Here is a 19,830-nt window from a genome sequence, read left to right as displayed (position 1 = left end):
CACCGACTTCGCGACGATCCCGTCGCCTGACCAGGAGGTCTCACCATGGCCGGACACAACAACGGCATCATCGATCCCCCCATCGACAACCTGCTCGACCGCGTCGACTCCAAGTACGAGCTCGTGATCTACGCCGCCAAGCGCGCGCGCCAGATCAACGATTACTACTCCGATCTGCACGAGGGCAACCTCTTCGACAACGTGGGCCCGCTGGTCGACTCCTCCGTCGAGGACAAGCCGCTCACCATCGCACTGCACGAGATCAACGAGGACAAGCTCCGCCTGCGTCACGCAGAGTGATATTCGAGGCCGCGCCTCCGTTCTGTCGGAGGCGCGGTCCAGAATGGGTGCAACACCCTCCCTCTGTCCGTCCCGTTCTGGAGTTTCGATGAGCGCCCTGCGTCTGTTCACGTCCGAGTCCGTCACCGAGGGGCATCCGGACAAGATCTGCGATCAGATCTCGGACAGCATCCTCGACGGGCTCATCGCCAAGGACAGAGACTCCCGCGTGGCGGTCGAGACGCTCGTCACGACGGGCCTCGTGCACGTCGCCGGCGAGATCCGCACCGAGGCCTACGTCGACATCCCCACGATCGTCCGCCAGGTCGTGAACGGCATCGGCTACACATCCAGTGAGACCGGCTTCGACGGCGACTCCTGCGGTGTCAGTGTCTCGGTGGGCGAGCAGTCGACCGACATCGCGCACGGCGTCGACAGCGCTCAGGAGCACCGCGACGGATCGTCGGTCGATCCGCTCGACGCCCTCGGCGCCGGCGACCAGGGCATCATGTTCGGCTTCGCGACGAACGAGACGCCGCAGCTCATGCCGATGGCCGCGTGGACCGCGCACCGGCTCGCCGAGCGGCTGACGGAGGTGCGCCGCTCCGGTGTTCTGCCGTTCCTCCGCCCCGACGGCAAGACCCAGGTGACCCTCGGTTACGACGGCTTCACCCCGAAGACGGTCGACGCCGTCGTGGTCTCGACACAGCATCACCCCGACATCTCGCAGGAAGACCTGCAGGCGCGGGTTCGCGAGCACGTCATCGACCCCGTGCTGGCCACGACCGGTCTCGACCTCGACGACGTCACCCTCTACATCAACCCGGCCGGTCCCTTCGTGACCGGTGGCCCCAAGGGAGACGCCGGGCTCACCGGCCGCAAGATCATCATCGACACCTACGGTGGCGCCTCCCGCCACGGCGGAGGAGCCTTCAGCGGCAAGGACCCGTCGAAGGTCGACCGCTCCGGCGCCTACGCGACCCGATGGGTGGCGAAGAACGCGGTGGCAGCGGGACTCGCAGACCGGCTCGAGGTGCAGATCGCCTATGCGATCGGTGTCGCACGTCCGGTCGGTCTCTACGTCGAGACCTTCGGCACCGGCAAGGTGTCCGACGAGGTCATCACACAGGCGATCACGTCGGTGTTCGATCTGCGTCCGCAGGCGATCATCGAGCAGCTCGACCTGCTGCGTCCGATCTACGCCCAGACGGCCGCGTACGGTCACTTCGGTCGAGAACTCCCTGATTTCACGTGGGAGCGCACCGACCGCGTCGAAGAACTGCGCCGCGCTGCCGGGCTCTGATGGGACCGCGGTCCTGATGTCTCCGGTGAGCCGGCGCATCGCGCGCGTGCTCCTCGATTCCCCGCTGCCTCAACTCGATCGGCTCTTCGACTACGCGCTCCCTGCGGAACTGGGCGACGTCCCGCTCGGGGTTCGGGTCCGCGTGCCGCTGCGCACCGCTGGGCGCGTGATCGACGGCTACGTCGTCGAGATCGGCACCGAGGACGACGCGGACCGCCCGCTCTCCGAGGTGGAGAGCGTCGTGTCGGAGGTCCCGGTCCTGCCGGATCGTCTGCACACGCTCGCGCGCCGGGTGGCCGACCGGGCAGCCGGCTCGGCCTCGGATGTGCTGCGCCTGGTGATCCCCAAGCGTCAGGTGCGTGTCGAGAAGGCGTGGACCGCCGATGCGCCGGCGGAGACGCCCGACCCGGATGCGCTCGCGGTGGCCGAGGGCACCGTCGGACTGTACGAGGGCCTCGGGGCCGTGCTCGACTCGGGCGGACGCGCCGCTGTGGAGGCGATTCCTCAGCTCGTCGATGGCCTGCAGGGGTGGGCCCGGCTGCTGGCATCTTCCGCGGCCCGGATGCTCGCGGCGGGCAAGTCGTCGATCATCGTCGTCCCCGACAGCCGTGATCTCGACAGGCTCCTCGCTGCGCTCGACGCTCTCGTCCCCACCGGAGCGGTCGTGCGCCACGACTCCCGGCAGACGAATCCCGACCGCTACCGCGGATTCCTGCGCACGCTCGAGGATGCGCCGTGCATCGTGGTGGGCAACCGCTCGGCCGTGTACTCCCCGGTCGTGGCGGGGATGGTCGCGATCTGGGACGACGGCGATCCGCTCCTGGGGGAGCCGCTCGCTCCGTATGTCAACGCTCGCGACGCGGCTCTCCTTCGACAGGAGCTCGAGGGGTCGGCGCTGCTCTTCGCGGGACACACCCGCACCACGGATGTGGAGCGCCTCGTGGTTCTCGGCTGGCTGCAGGATGTGAGGGCGGCACGCCGCGTGCTTCCTCGCGTCGTGCTCAGCACACCGCAGGAGATGGAGCAGCCGACGGCCCAGCGGATGCCGTCCTCCGCCTTCCTCGCCGCGCGCACCGCAGCGGCCGAGGGGCCGGTGCTCGTTCAGGTCTCGCGACCCGGCTTCTCGCCCTCGCTCGTCTGTGCCGAGTGCCGTGCGCCGGCGCGATGCGCCCACTGCGGCGGCCCGCTCGGCGCGAAGCATCGGGGTGCAGTGCCCGTGTGCGGCTGGTGTGGCCGGGCAGCCAGCGCCTGGGCGTGCCCTGCCTGCTCCTCGACCAAGCTGCGACTCGCCTCCTCAGGGAGCGAGCGCACCGCCGACGAGCTCGGGCGGGCGTTCCCGGGTGTACGCGTGATCGTCGCCGACAGTGCGCACCCGGTCGAGCGCGTGCCGGCCAAACCCGCGCTCGTGGTCGCGACCCGCGGCGCGGAGCCGATCGCGGAGGGCGGATACCGTGCCGTCGTCCTCCTCGACGGCCCTCGCATGCTCCAGGCGCCCGACCTGCGAGTCGCGGAATCCTGTCTGCGATGGTGGTCCAACGCGACCGCCCTGGCCGCGCCCGGCGCTCCGATCCATCTCGTCGGTGTCAACGGTGCGGCGGCGAAGGCACTCGCGACCTGGAACCAGGCAGGCCACGCGCGGTCTGAGCTGGAGAGCAGGGCGCCGCTGCACATGCCCCCGACGACCAGAGTGGCTCTGGTCCAGGGCTCGGTTCCGGCGGTCGCGAACGCTCTCGCCGCCCTCACCGAGCTCGCCCTACCCGGGGATGCCGTACTCGGCCCTGTCCCCGTCGAGTCCGACGACGTTCCCCCTCGGGTGCGAGCCCTCGTGAGGTTCGACTACGGCTCGGGCCCTCGCGTGGCGACCGCCCTGCGCGCCGCTGTCGTCGCCGAAGCAGTGAGTGGCCGCCGCAGAAAGGGGCGTGCGACCAAGAGCACGCTCTCCGTCCGCCTCGATATCCTCGAACCAGAGCTCTGACCCTTCCGGAGAACCTTCATGCGCCTCGTCTTCGCCGGCACACCCGCTGCCGCCGTGCCCACCCTGCGACGTCTCGCGACCTCGCACGACATCGCCGCGGTCGTCACGCGACCCGATGCCCCGCTCGGGAGAAGGCGGGTGCTGACGCCGTCTCCGGTCGCCCAGGCCGCCGTCGAGCTGGGTCTTCCCGTGATCAAGACGGCGCGGCTCGACGAGGCCGCGACAGCCGAGATCTCGGCGCTGCAGGTCGAGCTCGGAGTGATCGTCGCGTACGGCGGGCTGGTGCGCGAGCCGCTGCTCTCCGCCCCGACCGCCGGGTGGATCAACCTGCACTTCTCTCTGCTGCCCGCATGGCGGGGAGCCGCCCCCGTGCAGCGCGCGCTCATCGCGGGGGATCGGGTGCTCGGTGCGAGCGTGTTCCAGCTCGTCGCCGAGCTGGATGCTGGTGACGTATTCGCCATGCGGGAGATCGACGTTCCCGAGACGGCGACCGCAGGAGAGGCGCTCGAGGCGCTCGCGCTGGACGGAGCAGACCTCACGGCCGATGTGGTCTCCGCGGTCGCGGACGGCACGGCGCGGGCGGTTCCGCAGCAGGGCGAGCCGACCTTCGCCGCCAAGCTCACGCTCGCCGACGGACTGCTCGATTGGGACCGGCCGCTCGACGCCGTGTTCGCCCGCTTCCGCGGCGTGACTCCCGAGCCGGGAGCGCACACGACCGTCGCCGGTCAGCCCCTCAAGGTACTCGAGGCGGCTCCGGCAACGGATGCCGAATCGCTGCCCCCCGGACGACTCCGGGGTACCAAGACCGCTCTGCACATCGGTACGGGCACCGGGGCACTCGCCGTCACGAGGGTGCAGCCTGCGGGCAAGGGAGCGATGAACGCGGTCGACTGGTGGCGCGGCCTGCGCGGGGGAGATGAGCTGGTGGCCGGATCATGAGCGACGAGCGACGCAACCGTCGAAGCACGCCGTCGAACGGTCGACCCCGCGGCTCCCAGAGCTCGGCGGAGGGGCATCGCGGCGGTCAGCGCGGTCCCGCTCGCACCGTGCAGCCCGCGAGACGGGTGGCCTACGACGTTCTGCGTGCCGTCTCCGAGACCGACGCGTACGCGAACCTCGTGCTTCCCTCGGCCATCGCCGACGCGAAGCTCACCGCTCAGGACGCGGCGCTCGCGACCGAGCTGACCTATGGGACCCTGCGACGGCTCGGGACCTATGACGCGATCATCGCCTCGGCGGCAGATCGTGCGACAGACGGCATCGACCCGGCGGTTCTCGATGCGCTCCGGCTCGCGGTGCACCAGCTGCTCGCGACACGTGTCGCCTCGCACGCCGCGGTGAACGAGTCGGTGAACCTGGTCGCCATCGAATCAGGTCGCGGAGCGTCGAGTTTCGCGAACGCGGTTCTGCGGCGCATCACCCGGGATTCGGCGGAGGCCTGGCAGGAGCGCATCGAAGAGCAGGCGCGCTCCGACGACGAGCGCCTGGCGCTGCGTTCCGCACATCCGGTCTGGGTGATCCGGGCGCTCCGTCGCGCCCTTGCGGCGGAAGGTCGCGACGCCGAGCTCGACGCCCTCCTCGAGGCCGACAACGCCTCGCCCGATGTGACGCTCGTCGCCCTGCCCGGTCTCGCGGAGCCCGGCGAACCTCGTCTGCCTTACGCCCCGACGGCCTTCGCCTCTCCCGGTGGCGATCCGCGTCTGTCGGTCGAGGCCTCCGGCGGCACGGTGCGCGTGCAGGACGAGGGTTCCCAGCTCGTCGCGCTCGCCCTGGCCGGAGTCTCACCGATCGCCGCGGGGGAGCGGTGGCTCGATCTCTGTGCCGGCCCGGGTGGGAAGACCGCGCTCCTGGCGGCGATCGCGCTCGAGAAGGATGTCGTCCTCGAGGCCAACGAGGTCGTCCCCGTCCGCGCGCGCCTGGTGCGCAAGGCGCTCCGCGCTGTCCCCGGCGAGATCGTGGTGCACGAGCAGGACGGCCGCGAGATCGCGGCCTCGCGTGCCGGCGAGTTCGACCGGATCCTCGTGGACGCGCCCTGCACGGGCTTGGGTGCGCTGCGCCGCCGGCCCGAGGCTCGGTGGCGCAAGTCGCCAGCCGACGTGGCCGAGCTCGTACCGCTCCAGGTGGAGCTGCTCTCCGCCGCGCTCGACGCGCTCGCCCCGGGCGGGATCGTCGCATACGTCACATGCTCGCCCCACCTCGCCGAGACCACGGGCGTCGTGCAGGAGGTGCTGCGCGGGCGCACCGACATCGTCGAGCTCGATGCGCGCGCAGCGATCGCCGACGTCTCGCGGTCGCCGATCGACCTCGCGACCGAGGGGCGCTCCGGTTCCGGCAGCGCACAGCTCTGGCCGCATCGACACGGCACCGACGCGATGTTCCTCGCGCTCCTGCAGCGCTCCGCAACCGTCACCGCCACAGGGAAGGAAGACTAGGACCGTGGATCTGCCTCGCGCACCCCGCATCAACCCGAGCATCCTCGCCGCCGATTTCGTGAACATGCAGGCGGATCTCGCCCGCATCGCGACAGCGGACTTCGCGCATGTCGATGTGATGGACAACCACTTCGTGCCCAACCTGACGTTCGGGCCGCAGATGGTCGAGCGCATCCAGGCGACCAGCCCGATCCCGCTCGACGTGCACCTGATGATCACCGACCCGGAGCGCTGGGCACCCGAGTATGCCGAGATCGGCGCGGCGAGCGTCACGTTCCACCTCGAGGCCGCCGCCGATCCTGTGGCCCTCGCCCGGCGCCTGCGCGACATCGGTTCCCGCGCCGGCGTCGCGGTGAAGCCGGGAACCCCGGTCGATTCGCTGTTCGACGTGCTCGACGAGTTCGATCAGATCCTCGTGATGACGGTCGAGCCGGGATTCGGCGGACAGAGCTTCATGCCCGAGACGATGCCGAAGCTCCGCTCCCTGGCGGAGGAGGCGCGTCGGCGCGGCTCCTCGGTCTGGCTCCAGGTCGACGGCGGTATCTCGGACAGCACGATCGAGTACGCCGCCGCCGCCGGAGCAGACACCTTCGTCGCAGGTTCGGCCGTGTACGGCGCCGACGACATCGAAGCGGCCGTCACCCGGCTGAGAGACCTCGCCCGAGCCGGTAGCCTGGAATCGTGAAGACTTTCGACGAGCTGTTCGCCGAGCTCAGCGTCAAGGCCGAGACCCGTCCCGAAGGATCGGGCACGGTCGCCGAGCTCGACGGCGGCGTGCACACGATCGGCAAGAAGATCGTCGAAGAGGCCGCCGAGGTGTGGATGGCGTCGGAGTACGAGTCCGATGAGGCCGCCGCCGAGGAGATCTCGCAACTCCTCTATCACGTTCAGGTGATGATGCTCGCGAAGGGGCTCAGCCTGCAAGACGTCTACCGACATCTGTGATGCGCTCCGTTCCTCTCCTCTCGAACTGAAAGCACTCCATGCTGCGCATCGCCGTTCCCAACAAGGGCTCGCTCTCCGAGACCGCCGCCGACATGCTCGCCGAGGCGGGCTACGCCGGACGCCGGGACCCCAAGACCCTGCATGTCATCGACGCCGACAACGACGTCGAGTTCTTCTTCCTCCGCCCCAAGGACATCGCGACCTACGTCGGTTCCGGTGCGATCGATGTGGGCATCACGGGTCGTGACCTGCTGCTCGACGCCCGCATGCCCGGTGCACGCGAGATCGAGGCACTCGGCTTCGCGGGATCCACGTTCCGCTTCGCGGCACCCACCGGTCGCTACACCGACGTGGCCGAGCTCGACGGACTGCGCATCGCCACCTCCTACCCGGGGCTGGTCGACGCGTTCCTCGACGAGCGCGACATCGCGGTAGACCTCGTTCCGCTCGACGGAGCGGTCGAATCGGCCGTCCGACTCGGTGTGGCCGACGCGGTCGCCGATGTCGTCGAGACGGGGACCACACTCCGCCAGGCCGGGCTCGAGGTCTTCGGTCCGGTCATCCTGCAGTCGGAGGCCGTGCTCATCGCCGGCCCCACCGATGCCGAGGGTGCCGAGACGCTCCTGCGCCGCCTTCGCGGCGTCATGGTCGCTCGCCGCTTCGTGATGATCGACTACGACCTGCCGGTCGCTCTCCTCGATGAGGCCGTGAAGATCGCCGGTGGCGTGGAGTCGCCGACCGTCTCACCGCTGCGGGACCCGGAGTGGGTGGCCGTACGCGTCATGGTCGCGCGCACGCGGGTCAACCCGGTCATGGATGCGCTCTATGCGCTCGGCGCCCGCGCCATCCTGGTCACCGCCATCCACAACGCGAGGCTCTGATGACTCTCGCCAGTCGTGTCATCCCGTGTCTGGATGTGGCCGAAGGCCGTGTCGTCAAGGGCGTGAACTTCGAGAACCTGCGCGACATGGGTGACCCGGTCGAACTCGCCAGGCACTACGCGGCGCAGGGGGCCGACGAGATCACGTTCCTCGACGTGACCGCGACGGTCGATGCGCGAGCCACGACCTACGACGTCGTGCAGCGAACCGCCGAGCAGGTCTTCGTGCCGCTCACGGTCGGCGGGGGAGTGCGCAGCGCCGAAGACGTCGCCCGGCTGCTCTCGGTCGGCGCCGACAAGGTGGGGGTCAACTCGGCCGCCATCGCACGCCCCGAGCTGATCGGCGAGATCGCCGACCGCTTCGGTGCACAGGTGCTCGTCCTGTCGCTCGACGTGAAGCGTGCGCCGACCACGCCCTCCGGCTTCGTCGTCACGACGCACGGCGGTCGCACGCAGACCACCCTCGACGCGGTCGCCTGGGCGCGAGAGGCCGTCGAGCGCGGCGCCGGTGAGCTGCTGGTCAACTCGATCGATGCCGACGGCACGCGCGACGGGTTCGACCTCGAGCTCGTACGGCTCATGCGGGAAGCGGCCTCCGTGCCCGTCATCGCTTCGGGCGGTGCCGGTCAGGTCTCCGATTTCGCGCCGGCCATCAAGGCCGGAGCCGATGCCGTGCTCGCGGCGAGCGTCTTCCACACGGGGGCGCTCACCGTCGGCGACGTCAAGGACGCCCTGCGCGCAGAAGGGGTGGTGGTCCGATGACCTCCGTGGAAGAGCGCATCGCCCAGGTCGCCTTCAACGCAGACGGGCTCGCGCCGGTGATCGTGCAGCAGTTCGACACGCATGAGGTGCTGATGCTCGCGTGGGTCGATGCCGAGGCGCTGCGGCGCACGCTGACCTCAGGGCGGGCGACCTACTGGTCCCGATCCCGCCAGGAGTATTGGCGCAAGGGCGACACGTCGGGCCACATCCAGGTGGTTCACGAGGCGCGCCTCGACTGCGACGGCGACGCCATCCTGCTCCTGGTCGCGCAGACCGGCCCCGCCTGTCACACCGGCACGCGCACCTGTTTCGACACCACCGACCTCGAGGCGACGACGGGAGCGGATCAGTCATGAGCATCGCGCAGCGCGGTCGCTCGCTCTCTGTCTCCGGCTTCCTGCTCGCCGGGGCGATCGGCATCATCTCGTCGACCCAGACGTGGTTGACGGTGGAGCGTGCGGATGCCGGCGAAGCGATCCTGGTTCCGGGAGCCTCGGCCCTGGTACTGCTCGCTCCGCTCAGCCTCGCGGTGCTCGCCCTCGGGGCGGCACTCGCCATCTCCGGCAAGGTCGTGCGCCTCGTCTTCGGCGTGCTCGCGGCCGCGACGGCGCTGTTCCTCGGCTGGTCGACGATCCAGCTCCTCCTCACCGAACCGTTCGACGCCGTCGCCGCGACAGTGACCGAGGTCACGGGTCTCGCCGGTGGTGGCGCTGTCCACGAGGTCGTCACGAGCATCGTGCCGTCGGCGTGGCCGTACATCGCCCTCGTCGGATGGGTGATCCTGCTCGTCGCATCGGTGGTGGTCCTCACGACTTGGCGTGGCTGGAAGGCGGGTGGGCGGCGGTACCGCACCGACCACGTCGAGGCCGCGCACGACGGCCCGGTGGACGCGGTCGATTCCTGGGACGAGCTGTCCCGGGGAACCGATCCGACGCGTTGACCCCGATAGACTGATTCCGAACTGCACGTCGTCCCCCGGAGGAGAACATGACCAACCCGATCGCCGATCCCGGCCACGGACACTCGCCTGCAGCCTGGACCGCCGTGGTCATCATGCTGGTCGGCGTCGCCGCCGCGACTGTCGCATTCTGCTTCGAGCAGCCGGTGCTCGTCATGATCTCTCTGGTGCTCGTCCCGATCGGTGCGATCGCGGGTTGGGTGCTGGCCAGGGCCGGTTACGGCGTGAAGGGTCCGAAGTACGCTCCGAAGGCGCACTAATGGTGCTCGCCGACCTGACGGCCGGCGCAGTCGCAGACGCTGAGCGTCGTGCTCTGTCGCGCCCGCTGGATGCGGTCGAACGCGCGGCGCTCGCGCGCCCGGCCGCGAAGGACGCGCTCTCGTTCCTCGCCCCGGACGATCGCGTCAAGATCATCGCCGAGGTCAAGCGGGCGAGCCCGTCGCGTGGCGCACTCGCCGAGATCCCCGACCCTGCTCTGCAGGCCTCCCTGTACGAGACGGGTGGAGCCTCGGCGATCAGCGTGCTCACGGAGGAGCGTCGCTTCGGCGGCAGTCTCGCCGACCTCGAGGCCGTCACCGCCCGAGTGTCGCTCCCGGTGCTGCGCAAGGACTTCATCGCCACCCGCTACCAGGTGCTCGAGGCACGGGCAGCGGGCGCTGATCTGGTGCTGCTGATCGTCGCCGGTCTCGAACCCGATGTCCTTCGCGATCTGTTCGGCTTCATCGGCGAGCTGGGTATGACCCCCCTCGTCGAGACGCACTCGGCCGATGAGCTCGAGGCCGCGATCGACCTGGGCGCACCGCTGATCGGTGTGAACGCCCGCGATCTGAAGACCCTCGAGCTCGACCGCGACCTGTTCGGACGCCTGGTCGACCGCATCCCGACGACCGCGGTGAAGATCGCCGAATCCGCGGTTCTCACGCCCTCCGACGTCGTGCATTACCGCTCCGCCGGCGCTGACGTCGTCCTGATCGGCGAGGCGCTCGTGACCGGCGATCCCGTCGCCACCCTCAAGAGTTTCCTGGAGGCATGATGAGCCTGCGCGACCAGCACGGCCCCTTCTTCGGCGAGTTCGGCGGGCGCTTCATGCCCGAGTCGCTCATCGCCGCGATCGATGAGCTGACCGTCGCGTACGAGGAGGCGATCGTCGACCCGGCCTTCCGGGACGAGCTCGCACACCTCCTGAGCTCGTATGCGGGCCGACCCTCGGCGATCACCGAGGTGCCCCGGTTCGCAGAGCATGCCGGGGGTGCGCGCGTCTTCCTCAAACGTGAAGACCTGAACCACACGGGGTCGCACAAGATCAACAACGTGCTCGGTCAGGCGCTGCTCACGAAGCGGCTCGGCAAGACGCGAGTGATCGCCGAGACCGGCGCCGGACAGCATGGTGTCGCCACGGCGACGGCCGCGGCGCTGTTCGGTCTGGACTGCACGATCTACATGGGCGAGGTCGACACCGAGCGTCAGGCACTCAACGTCGCCCGCATGCGCCTGCTCGGCGCGGAGGTCATCCCGGTCACCTCCGGTTCGCGCACGCTCAAGGATGCGATCAACGATGCCTACCGCGACTGGGTGGCGTCGGTCGAGACGACCAACTACATCTTCGGCACCGCGGCCGGGCCGCATCCGTTCCCGGCGATGGTCCGCGACTTCCAGAAGATCATCGGCGAAGAGGCCCGCGCGCAACTGCTCGACGAGGTCGGTCGGCTTCCGGATGCGGTCGTCGCGTGCGTGGGTGGCGGTTCCAACGCCATCGGCATGTTCGACGCGTTCCTCGACGATGAGGGCGTCAAGCTCTACGGCGTGGAGGCAGCCGGTGACGGCGTCGACACCGAGAAGCACGCGGCCTCGATCGAGCGCGGACGACCCGGCGTGCTGCACGGTGCCAAGACCTACGTGCTGCAGAACGAAGACGGCCAGACCATCGAGTCGCACTCCATCTCCGCGGGGCTCGACTATCCGGGAGTCGGTCCGGAGCACTCGTGGCTCGCCGACATCGGCCGCGCCGAGTACATCCCGGCCACCGATGACGAGGCCATGCAGGCGCTGCGGCTGCTCAGCCGCACGGAGGGCATCATCCCGGCCATCGAATCGGCGCATGCCCTCGCCGGCGCTCTGCGGATCGGGCGTGACCTCGGCCCGGACGGCCTCATCGCGATCTGTCTCTCCGGCCGCGGCGACAAAGACATGGACACCGCGGCGCGCTACTTCGAGCTGTACGACGAAGCCGCTCTCGCGCACGACGTCGACGACGAGAGCGAGGCCGAAGAGACGGCCTCGAAGGGGGAGCCTCAGCTATGAGTCGCGTCGAACAGGCGATCCAGCGCGCACAGGACGCCGGTCGCAGCGCCTTCGTCGGATACCTCCCGGTCGGTTTCCCCGACCTCGAGACCAGCATCCAGGCCGCCATCGCCCTCGCCGAGAACGGCGTCGACATCATCGAGCTGGGCCCGCCGTACAGCGACCCGGTGATGGACGGCGCGATCATCCAGGAAGCGACCACCACGGCTCTCGCCGCGGGGTTCCGGATGGCGGACCTCTTCACGGCGATCCGTGCGATCACCGCGGCCACCGACGTACCCGTCCTCGTGATGACGTACTGGAACCCGGTCATGCAGTACGGCGTCGACCGCTATGCCGACGACCTGCTCGCCGCGGGCGGCGCGGGGCTCATCACACCCGACATCACCCCCGACGCGGCAGGGGAGTGGATCGCCGCCAGTGAGCGGACCGGTCTCGATCGGGTGTTCCTCGCAGCCCCCACCTCCTCCGACGAGCGGCTCGACCTGGTGGTGAAGTCGTCCACCGGTTTCGTCTACACCGTCTCGACGATGGGAATCACGGGAGAGCGCGCCGAACTCGACCGCGCCGCCCGTACCCTGGTCGGACGCCTCCGCGCACACGGAGCGCACCGCGCCTGCGTAGGCATCGGCATCTCCACCGCCGAACAGATCGCCGGTGTCTCGGAGTACGCCGACGGCGCCATCGTCGGGACCGCACTGGTCCGCGCTCTCCGTGACGGCGGCGTCCCCGCCCTCGCCGAAGTCACCCGAAACCTGGCAGCCGGCACCTCGTCGGCGCGCCCCGAAACCGAGAACTAGAATCGCACTCATGTCACTCGCGTTCCCCAGCACCGTCACCAGCGTGCTCGCCAGCATCCCGAGCCCTCCGGTGTCGTACATCGACCTCGGACCCGTACGGATCCACTTCTACGCGCTGTGCATAATCGCGGGCATCATCGCGGCGACGCTGCTGACCAACTACCGCCTGACCAAGCGCGGAGCGGAGCCGTGGGTCGTGATCGACATCTCGATCCTCGCCGTGCCGCTGGCGATCATCGGCGCCCGAATCTTCCACGTGCTCACGCACCCGAACTTCTACTTCGGCGAGGGCAGGAACACCTGGAACCCGTTCGAACCCGGTTCGGTGTGGGCCATCTGGGAGGGCGGTATCGCGATCTTCGGCGCCCTCATCGGCGGCGCGATCGGCGCATACCTCGGCTGCCGCTGGACGGGCATCCGCTTCTGGACGTTCGCCGACGCGCTGGCGCCCGGTCTGCTGCTGGCTCAGGCCATGGGCCGTTTCGGCAACTGGTTCAACCACGAACTGTTCGGCCTTCCCACAGACCTGCCGTGGGGACTGGAGATCGAGTCCACGAACTCCGCGTTCCCGGCCGGTCTGCCGGAAGGCACCCTCTTCCACCCGACCTTCCTCTACGAGATCATCTGGAACGGTCTGGGTGTGCTGGTCCTCCTGTGGCTCGGCCGCAAGCTCTTCTTCCAGTGGGGTCGCCTGTTCGCGATCTACCTCATCTGGTACAGCGCGGGCCGCATCGTCTGGGAGTCGATCCGCATCGATCCGAGCGAGATCATCCTGGGGCTGCGCAGCAACGTCTGGGCAGCGATCATCGGAGTCGTCGTCGGACTCGTGATCCTCGTCGTGCAGACGCGTCGTCACCCCGGTCTCGAGCCGTCGCCGTACCAGCCGGGCCGCGAGAAGGTCGACGCCGACGCTGATGTACAATCGCAGAACAATCCCTCTGACTTCGTGGACGTGAGCGAGCCTCCGACCGAGGAAGTCACCGCAGGAGCCACTGCCACAAGCACTGCTCCCACGAGCGAGAACGGCTCCCGATAACAACGCCACCTCGTGGCGGGAGAACCATTGCACTGAACGAGCGGGCCGACGTCGTCCCCGGGTTTCACTGAAGATCTGAGGACGGTAACTGGTGTACTTCCAGCCACCCTACGGCGCGTCCGGCGCCTACCCCCCGAAGCAGGGCATGTACAACCCGGCGTTCGAAAAGGATGCCTGCGGCCTCGCCATGGTCGCGACCCTGCGCGGCGAAGCCGGGCACGACATCATCGCGTTGGCCCTCGAGGCCCTGCGCAACCTGGAGCACCGCGGAGCCATCGGTTCCGACGCGGGCACCGGGGACGGCGCCGGCATCCTGACGCAGATGCCCGATGCGTTCCTCCGCGCAGTCGTCGGCTTCGAACTGCCGCCCGTGGGGGAGTACGCCGCTGGATTGGCCTTCCTGCCTCGCGACTCGAGCGAGCGCCGCCAGCAGAAAGCCGGGATCGAGAAGATCGCCCGCTCCGAAGGACTTCGCGTCCTCGGCTGGCGCGAGGTCCCCACCGCCAACGAGAATCTCGGCAAGCTCGCCGATGAGGCGCGTCCCGCCTTCGAGCAGCTGTTCGTCAGCGCCGGCGGAGCGACCCACACCGATGCACCGCTCACGGGCATCGCCCTCGACCGCGTCGCCTACCGGCTCCGCAAGCGCGCCGGCCATGAGCTCGGCGCCTACTTCGTGTCGCTCTCGGCCCGCACCCTCGGTTACAAGGGCATGGTCACCACGCTGCAGCTCGAGCCGTTCTATCCCGATCTGCAGGACGAACGCTTCGCCTCGGAGCTGGCCGTCGTGCACTCCCGCTACTCCACGAACACCTTCCCGTCGTGGCCTCTGGCGCAGCCGCTGCGCATGCTCGCCCACAACGGCGAGATCAACACGGTCGGCGGCAACCGCAACTGGATGCGCGCCCGCCAGTCGCAGCTCGAGTCCGAGCTGCTCGGCGACATCCAGCCGTTGCTCCCGATCTGCACCGACGGCGCCAGCGACTCCGCGTCGTTCGACGAGGTGCTCGAGCTGCTGACCCTGACCGGGCGCAGTCTGCCGCACGCCATCATGATGATGGTTCCCGAGGCGTACGAGAAGCAGGCCGACATCACGCCGGAGCTGCGCTCGTTCTATGAGTACCACTCCAACCAGATGGAGCCGTGGGACGGTCCGGCCGCCCTCATCTTCACCGACGGCACGCTCGTCGGCGCCACGCTGGACCGCAACGGTCTGCGCCCCGGACGCTGGACCGAGACGACCGACGGCCTGGTCGTGATCGGCTCCGAGACCGGCGTGCTGCAGTTCGAGCCCGAGCGCATCAAGCGTCGCGGACGCCTGCAGCCGGGCAAGATGTTCCTGGTCGACACCTCGCAGCGTCGCATCGTCGAAGACAGCGAGATCAAGCACGACCTCGCCACGATGCACCCGTGGCAGGAGTGGCTGGATGCCGGCGCCGTCCGGCTTGCCGAGCTCCCCGAGCGCGAGCACATCGTGCACCCGCCGGCATCGATCACCCGTCGTCAGCGCACGTTCGGATACACAGAGGAAGAGGTCCGCATCCTCCTCACCCCGATGGGGCAGACCGGTGTCGAGCCGCTCGGCGCCATGGGATCCGACACTCCGATCGCCGTGCTCAGCAAGCGTCCGCGTCTGCTGTTCGACTACTTCACGCAGCAGTTCGCGCAGGTCACGAACCCGCCCCTGGACTCGATCCGCGAAGAGGTCGTCACGAGCCTCAAGCTGGGCCTCGGCCCCGAGAGCAACCTGCTCTCCTGGGGTCCGGAGCACACGCGCACGGTGTCGCTGGACTTCCCCGTCATCGACAACGATGAGCTCGCGAAGATCCGTCACATCGACAAGGCCATGCCCGGTCGGTCGAGTGCGACTATCCGCGGTCTCTACCACTTCGACGCCGGCCCCCAGACGCTGCAGGACCGGCTCACCGAGATGTGCGCAGAGGTCGATGAAGCGATCGAGAACGGCACCGAGTTCATCATCCTGTCCGACCGCGACTCGAACAAGGACCTGACGCCGATCCCCTCGCTGCTCATGGTCTCGGCGATCCACCACCACCTCATCCGCCGTGAGAACCGGATGAAGGTGGGCCTGATCGTCGAAGCCGGCGATGTGCGCGAGGTGCACCACGTCGCCACGCTGATCGGCTACGGCGCCTCCGCCGTCAACCCGTACCTGGCGATGGAGTCGGTCGAGCACCTGGTGCGCACCGGCTACATCACCGGGATCACGCCCGAGAAGGCCGTCAAGAACCTGATCTACGCGCTGGGCAAGGGTGTGCTCAAGATCATGTCGAAGATGGGCATCTCCACGGTGTCGTCGTACGCGGGTGCCCAGGTGTTCGAGGCGATCGGCCTCAGCCAGGAGTTCATCGACGCGTACTTCACCCGCACCGAGTCCAAGCTCGGTGGCATCGGCATCGAAGAGATCTTCGCCGAGAACCAGGCGCGTCATGACTACGCCTACCCGGAGGATGCCGCGGCGCGTGCGCACGAGCGGCTGTGGACCGGCGGCGAGTACCAGTGGCGGCGCGACGGCTCGCCGCACCTCTTCAACCCGGAGACGGTGTTCAAGCTGCAGCACTCGACCCGCACCCGGCGCTACGACATCTTCCGCGAGTACACGAAGCTCGTCGACGAGCAGGCTGCCGAGCTGAAGACGCTGCGCGGCCTGTTCCAGCTGCGCACCGGAACCCGCAAGCCCGTGCCGCTGGACGAGGTCGAGCCGGTGTCCGCGATCGTCAAGCGCTTCTCCACGGGAGCCATGAGCTACGGCTCGATCTCCCGTGAGGCACACGAGACGCTCGCGATCGCGATGAACAGCATCGGCGGCAAGTCGAACACCGGCGAGGGCGGCGAAGATCCCGACCGGCTGCTCGACCCCCAGCGCCGCAGCTCGATCAAGCAGGTGGCTTCCGGGCGCTTCGGCGTGACCAGCCTGTACCTGACCGAGTCGGACGACATCCAGATCAAGCTCGCTCAGGGCGCCAAGCCCGGCGAGGGCGGCCAGCTGCCTCCGACCAAGGTGTACCCGTGGGTGGCGCGAACGCGTCACGCGACGGCCGGTGTGGGGCTCATCTCCCCGCCGCCGCACCACGACATCTACTCGATCGAAGACCTCAAGCAGCTCATCTTCGACCTGAAGCGGGCGAACCCCGAGGCGCGCATCCACACGAAGCTCGTGAGCCAGTCGGGTATCGGCGCGGTGTCGGCCGGCGTGGCCAAGGCGCTCAGCGACGTCATCCTGGTCTCCGGCCACGACGGCGGAACGGGTGCGAGCCCCCTGAACTCGCTCAAGCACGCGGGAACGCCGTGGGAGCTCGGTCTCGCCGAGACACAGCAGACGCTCATGCTCAACGGCATGCGCGACCGCGTGGTGGTGCAGGTCGACGGTCAGCTCAAGACCGGCCGCGATGTGATCATCGGCGCGCTGCTGGGTGCGGAGGAATTCGGCTTCGCTACCGCGCCACTCGTGGTCAGCGGGTGCATCATGATGCGCGTCTGCCACCTCGACACCTGCCCGGTGGGCGTCGCTACCCAGAACCCGGTGCTGCGCGAGCGGTTCACGGGCAAGCCGGAGTTCGTCGTCAACTTCATGGAGTTCATCGCCGAAGAGGTGCGTGAGCTCCTCGCGGAGCTCGGCTACCGCTCGATCGACGAGATCGTCGGCCGCGCCGACCTCATCGAGGTCAACGCCGCGGTCGAGCACTGGAAGGCCGAGGGACTCGACCTCACCCCCGTGCTCGAAGGACCGGTGTTCCCGGCGGGCGAACCGCGCCGCAGCGGTCGCACGCAGGATCACGAGCTGGAGAAGCACTTCGACGTGCAGTTGATCGACATCGCCAAGGGCGCACTGCTCAACGGCGAGCCTGTCGTGGTCGAGTTGCCCATCGCCAACACCGAGCGCGCCGTCGGCACCATGCTGGGGCACCAGGTGACTTCCCGGCACGGCGCCGCCGGTCTGCCCGAGGGCACGATCGACGTGACGCTGCACGGCACCGCAGGACAGTCGCTGGGTGCCTTCCTTCCGCCGGGAATCGTGCTTCGCCTGGAGGGCGACGCGAACGACTACGTCGGCAAGGGACTCTCGGGCGGCGACATCACGATCCGTCCGCCGCGCGGAGCTGCCATCGCGCCTCATGAGAACGTGATCGCCGGCAACGTGATCGGCTACGGCGCGACCTCGGGGACGATGTTCATCTCGGGTGTCGTCGGTGAGCGGTTCCTCGTCCGCAACTCGGGCGCGACCGCGGTCGTCGAGGGCGTGGGAGACCACGCGCTGGAATACATGACCGGCGGGCTCGCGGTGATCCTCGGATCGACCGGACGCAACTTCGGTGCCGGTATGTCCGGGGGAGTGGCGTACGTGCACGCGCTCGACACGAGCAAGGTGAACGCGCAGTCGCTCGGCAGCGGGGAGCTCCTGCTCGAACCGCTCGACCGTGCCGACCTCGAGGTGCTGCGCAGCCTGCTGGTCGCGCACGTCGAACGCACGGCCTCGCCGCGAGCGTCCGCGCTTCTCGAGAGCTTCGAGGAGACCGCTGCAGAGTTCGTGAAGGTGCTGCCTCGTGACTTCGCCGCCGTGCGGAGCATGCGCGAGGAAGCGCTGGCCGAGGGGATCGACCCCGACGGCGACATCGTGTGGAACCGCATCCTGGAGGTGACCGGTGGCTGACCCCAAAGGCTTTCTGAAGGTGACCGAGCGGGAACTTCCCGCCCGTCGCCCCGTGCCCGTGCGCATCATGGACTGGAAAGAGGTCTATGAGCCCGGCGACAAGCAGGTCCTGCGTCGTCAGGCCGGTCGCTGCATGGACTGCGGTGTGCCGTTCTGCCATCAGGGCTGCCCGCTCGGCAACCTGATCCCCGAGTGGAACGACCTGACGTGGCGTGGCGAGGGTCGCGAGGCGATCGAGCGGCTCCACGCCACGAACAACTTCCCGGAGTTCACCGGTCGTCTGTGCCCCGCTCCGTGCGAAAGCTCGTGCGTGCTCGGCATCAACCAGCCCGCCGTGACCATCAAGCAGATCGAGGTCTCGATCATCGATGAGGCCTTCGCCAAGGGCTGGGTCGAGGCGGAACCGCCGGAGCGTCTGACCGGCAAGACGGTCGCGGTCGTCGGATCGGGGCCCGCGGGTCTCGCCGCCGCCCAGCAGCTCACGCGTGCAGGCCACACGGTTGCGGTCTTCGAGCGCGACGACCGCATCGGTGGTCTGTTGCGCTACGGCATCCCGGACTTCAAGATGGAGAAGTCGCAGCTCGAGTCGCGCCTGCGCCAGATGCAGGAGGAGGGCACCCGCTTCCGCGCGGGTGTCGAGATCGGCAAGGACATCTCCTGGCCCGACCTGCGCGCCCGCTACGACGCAGTCGTCATCGCGACGGGTTCCACGGTTCCGCGCGATCTCGCGATCCCCGGACGCGACCTCGACGGCGTGCACTTCGCCATGGAGTACCTCGTCGAGTCCAATCACGCGGTCGCCGGCGACAAGGTCACCGACCAGATCAGCGCCGAGGGCAAGCACGTCATCGTGATCGGCGGCGGCGACACCGGCGCCGACTGCATCGGTACCGCACACCGTCAGGGCGCGCTGAGCGTCACCAACCTCGCGATCGGCAAGCAGCCGGGCGACGCACGTCCCGACCACCAGCCGTGGCCGATGATGCCGACGCTCTTCGAGGTGTCCTCTGCGCACGAGGAAGGCGGCGAGCGGGTGTTCCTCGCGTCCACGGTCGAGTTCCTCGGCAACGAGGTGGGCGAGGTCCGTGCGCTGCGCGTCGCCGAGACCGAGTACATCGACGGTCGTCGTGTTCCCAAGAGCGGCACCGAGCGCGAGATCCCGGCCGACCTGATCCTGATCGCCATGGGCTTCACCGGACCGGAGCAGGACGGGTACACCGACGAGACGCTTCCGCAGGTCACCGACCGCGGCGCATTCCGTCGCGACTCCGGCTACGAGTCGACGGTTCCCGGCGTGTTCGTGGCCGGCGACGCCGGCCGTGGGCAGTCGCTCATCGTCTGGGCCATCGCCGAGGGCCGCGCGGCCGCCGCGAACGTCGATCGGTTCCTGATGGGCACCACGGTTCTTCCCGAGCCGGTGCGCCCGAGCGATGTCGCGATCGGTCTCCAGCCCGCGTAGGCTGAGGCCGGCACCGTCGCCTGATTCACCT

The 19,830-nt window shown here is 68.9% G+C and carries 18 protein-coding genes; all 18 read left to right on the top strand.

Annotated elements, in window-relative coordinates; translation table 11 throughout:
* Positions 1-45: 45 nt before the first annotated feature.
* Positions 46-300 carry a DNA-directed RNA polymerase subunit omega gene (rpoZ, locus tag OC372_RS03640; protein WP_017204385.1) on the top strand — a complete coding sequence of 85 codons (255 nt, stop codon included), beginning with the start codon at positions 46-48 and terminating at the stop codon, positions 298-300.
* An 88-nt stretch (positions 301-388) separates the two neighbouring features.
* Positions 389-1,582 (top strand): methionine adenosyltransferase, encoded by a 1,194-nt coding sequence (gene metK / locus OC372_RS03635; protein WP_029263358.1) that lies wholly within the window; start codon positions 389-391, stop codon positions 1,580-1,582.
* 16 nt (positions 1,583-1,598) lie between these two features.
* Positions 1,599-3,557, top strand: coding sequence for a primosomal protein N' (locus OC372_RS03630; protein WP_262000948.1), 1,959 nt, complete (start codon positions 1,599-1,601; stop codon positions 3,555-3,557).
* An 18-nt stretch (positions 3,558-3,575) separates the two neighbouring features.
* Positions 3,576-4,496 carry a methionyl-tRNA formyltransferase gene (fmt, locus tag OC372_RS03625; protein ID WP_262000947.1) on the top strand — a complete coding sequence of 307 codons (921 nt, stop codon included), beginning with the start codon at positions 3,576-3,578 and terminating at the stop codon, positions 4,494-4,496.
* Positions 4,493-5,989, top strand: a complete 1,497-nt coding sequence (locus OC372_RS03620) for an RsmB/NOP family class I SAM-dependent RNA methyltransferase (RefSeq protein WP_262000946.1) — start codon at positions 4,493-4,495, stop codon at positions 5,987-5,989. Before fmt ends, OC372_RS03620 begins: the two co-directional genes overlap by 4 nt.
* 4 nt (positions 5,990-5,993) lie before the next feature.
* Complete coding sequence (gene rpe, locus OC372_RS03615) at positions 5,994-6,674, top strand: ribulose-phosphate 3-epimerase (RefSeq protein WP_105709946.1); 681 nt, start codon at positions 5,994-5,996, stop codon at positions 6,672-6,674.
* Entirely contained in the window at positions 6,671-6,934 is a 264-nt protein-coding gene (locus OC372_RS03610) for a phosphoribosyl-ATP diphosphatase (RefSeq protein WP_017202142.1), read from the top strand. Before rpe ends, OC372_RS03610 begins: the two co-directional genes overlap by 4 nt.
* Before the next feature lie 38 nt (positions 6,935-6,972).
* Positions 6,973-7,815 (top strand): ATP phosphoribosyltransferase, encoded by an 843-nt coding sequence (hisG, locus tag OC372_RS03605; RefSeq protein WP_105709945.1) that lies wholly within the window; start codon positions 6,973-6,975, stop codon positions 7,813-7,815.
* Positions 7,815-8,576: an imidazole glycerol phosphate synthase subunit HisF gene (gene hisF, locus OC372_RS03600; RefSeq protein WP_091036408.1), complete on the top strand. Its 762-nt coding sequence runs from the start codon at positions 7,815-7,817 to the stop codon at positions 8,574-8,576. The genes hisG and hisF overlap by 1 nt, the downstream gene beginning before the upstream one ends.
* Positions 8,573-8,932: a phosphoribosyl-AMP cyclohydrolase gene (hisI, locus tag OC372_RS03595; RefSeq protein ID WP_029263365.1), complete on the top strand. Its 360-nt coding sequence runs from the start codon at positions 8,573-8,575 to the stop codon at positions 8,930-8,932. Before hisF ends, hisI begins: the two co-directional genes overlap by 4 nt.
* Positions 8,929-9,516 carry a Trp biosynthesis-associated membrane protein gene (locus OC372_RS03590; protein WP_105709944.1) on the top strand — a complete coding sequence of 196 codons (588 nt, stop codon included), beginning with the start codon at positions 8,929-8,931 and terminating at the stop codon, positions 9,514-9,516. Before hisI ends, OC372_RS03590 begins: the two co-directional genes overlap by 4 nt.
* Positions 9,517-9,563: 47 nt before the next feature.
* Positions 9,564-9,794, top strand: coding sequence for an HGxxPAAW family protein (locus OC372_RS03585; RefSeq protein ID WP_029263367.1), 231 nt, complete (start codon positions 9,564-9,566; stop codon positions 9,792-9,794).
* 2 nt (positions 9,795-9,796) lie between these two features.
* On the top strand, positions 9,797-10,567 hold the full coding sequence (trpC, locus tag OC372_RS03580; protein WP_262001228.1) for an indole-3-glycerol phosphate synthase TrpC: 771 nt from the start codon (positions 9,797-9,799) through the stop codon (positions 10,565-10,567).
* Positions 10,567-11,835, top strand: coding sequence for a tryptophan synthase subunit beta (trpB, locus tag OC372_RS03575; RefSeq protein ID WP_029273873.1), 1,269 nt, complete (start codon positions 10,567-10,569; stop codon positions 11,833-11,835). Before trpC ends, trpB begins: the two co-directional genes overlap by 1 nt.
* Complete coding sequence (gene trpA / locus OC372_RS03570; RefSeq protein WP_029263370.1) at positions 11,832-12,635, top strand: tryptophan synthase subunit alpha; 804 nt, start codon at positions 11,832-11,834, stop codon at positions 12,633-12,635. Before trpB ends, trpA begins: the two co-directional genes overlap by 4 nt.
* A 10-nt stretch (positions 12,636-12,645) precedes the next feature.
* Positions 12,646-13,671 carry a prolipoprotein diacylglyceryl transferase gene (gene lgt / locus OC372_RS03565; RefSeq protein WP_262000945.1) on the top strand — a complete coding sequence of 342 codons (1,026 nt, stop codon included), beginning with the start codon at positions 12,646-12,648 and terminating at the stop codon, positions 13,669-13,671.
* Between the two features lie 145 nt (positions 13,672-13,816).
* Positions 13,817-18,340: a glutamate synthase large subunit gene (gltB, locus tag OC372_RS03560; protein WP_105710343.1), complete on the top strand. Its 4,524-nt coding sequence runs from the start codon at positions 13,817-13,819 to the stop codon at positions 18,338-18,340.
* A complete protein-coding gene (locus OC372_RS03555) occupies positions 18,333-19,799 on the top strand; it encodes a glutamate synthase subunit beta (RefSeq protein ID WP_029263373.1) in 1,467 nt (488 codons plus the stop codon). The genes gltB and OC372_RS03555 overlap by 8 nt, the downstream gene beginning before the upstream one ends.
* Positions 19,800-19,830: the final 31 nt, after the last annotated feature.

The organism is Microbacterium sp. Mcb102 (assembly GCF_024519805.1).
Taxonomy (GTDB): domain Bacteria; phylum Actinomycetota; class Actinomycetes; order Actinomycetales; family Microbacteriaceae; genus Microbacterium.
Note: the sequence above shows the minus strand (reverse complement) of the source record. Positions and strands in the feature narration are given on the sequence as shown.

Bases quoted from the DNA above. Each gene is read 5' to 3' on its own strand.
- OC372_RS03590 (WP_105709944.1), top strand. From the start codon at position 8,929: ATGAGCATCGCGCAGCGCGGTCGCTCGCTCTCTGTCTCCGGCTTCCTG.
- gltB (WP_105710343.1), top strand. From the start codon at position 13,817: ATGTACAACCCGGCGTTCGAAAAGGATGCCTGCGGCCTCGCCATGGTC.
- trpA (WP_029263370.1), top strand. From the start codon at position 11,832: ATGAGTCGCGTCGAACAGGCGATCCAGCGCGCACAGGACGCCGGTCGC.
- OC372_RS03585 (WP_029263367.1), top strand. From the start codon at position 9,564: ATGACCAACCCGATCGCCGATCCCGGCCACGGACACTCGCCTGCAGCC.
- rpoZ (WP_017204385.1), top strand. From the start codon at position 46: ATGGCCGGACACAACAACGGCATCATCGATCCCCCCATCGACAACCTG.
- hisF (WP_091036408.1), top strand. From the start codon at position 7,815: ATGACTCTCGCCAGTCGTGTCATCCCGTGTCTGGATGTGGCCGAAGGC.
- hisI (WP_029263365.1), top strand. From the start codon at position 8,573: ATGACCTCCGTGGAAGAGCGCATCGCCCAGGTCGCCTTCAACGCAGAC.
- trpB (WP_029273873.1), top strand. From the start codon at position 10,567: ATGAGCCTGCGCGACCAGCACGGCCCCTTCTTCGGCGAGTTCGGCGGG.
- OC372_RS03620 (WP_262000946.1), top strand. From the start codon at position 4,493: ATGAGCGACGAGCGACGCAACCGTCGAAGCACGCCGTCGAACGGTCGA.
- hisG (WP_105709945.1), top strand. From the start codon at position 6,973: ATGCTGCGCATCGCCGTTCCCAACAAGGGCTCGCTCTCCGAGACCGCC.
- lgt (WP_262000945.1), top strand. From the start codon at position 12,646: ATGTCACTCGCGTTCCCCAGCACCGTCACCAGCGTGCTCGCCAGCATC.
- metK (WP_029263358.1), top strand. From the start codon at position 389: ATGAGCGCCCTGCGTCTGTTCACGTCCGAGTCCGTCACCGAGGGGCAT.
- fmt (WP_262000947.1), top strand. From the start codon at position 3,576: ATGCGCCTCGTCTTCGCCGGCACACCCGCTGCCGCCGTGCCCACCCTG.
- OC372_RS03630 (WP_262000948.1), top strand. From the start codon at position 1,599: ATGTCTCCGGTGAGCCGGCGCATCGCGCGCGTGCTCCTCGATTCCCCG.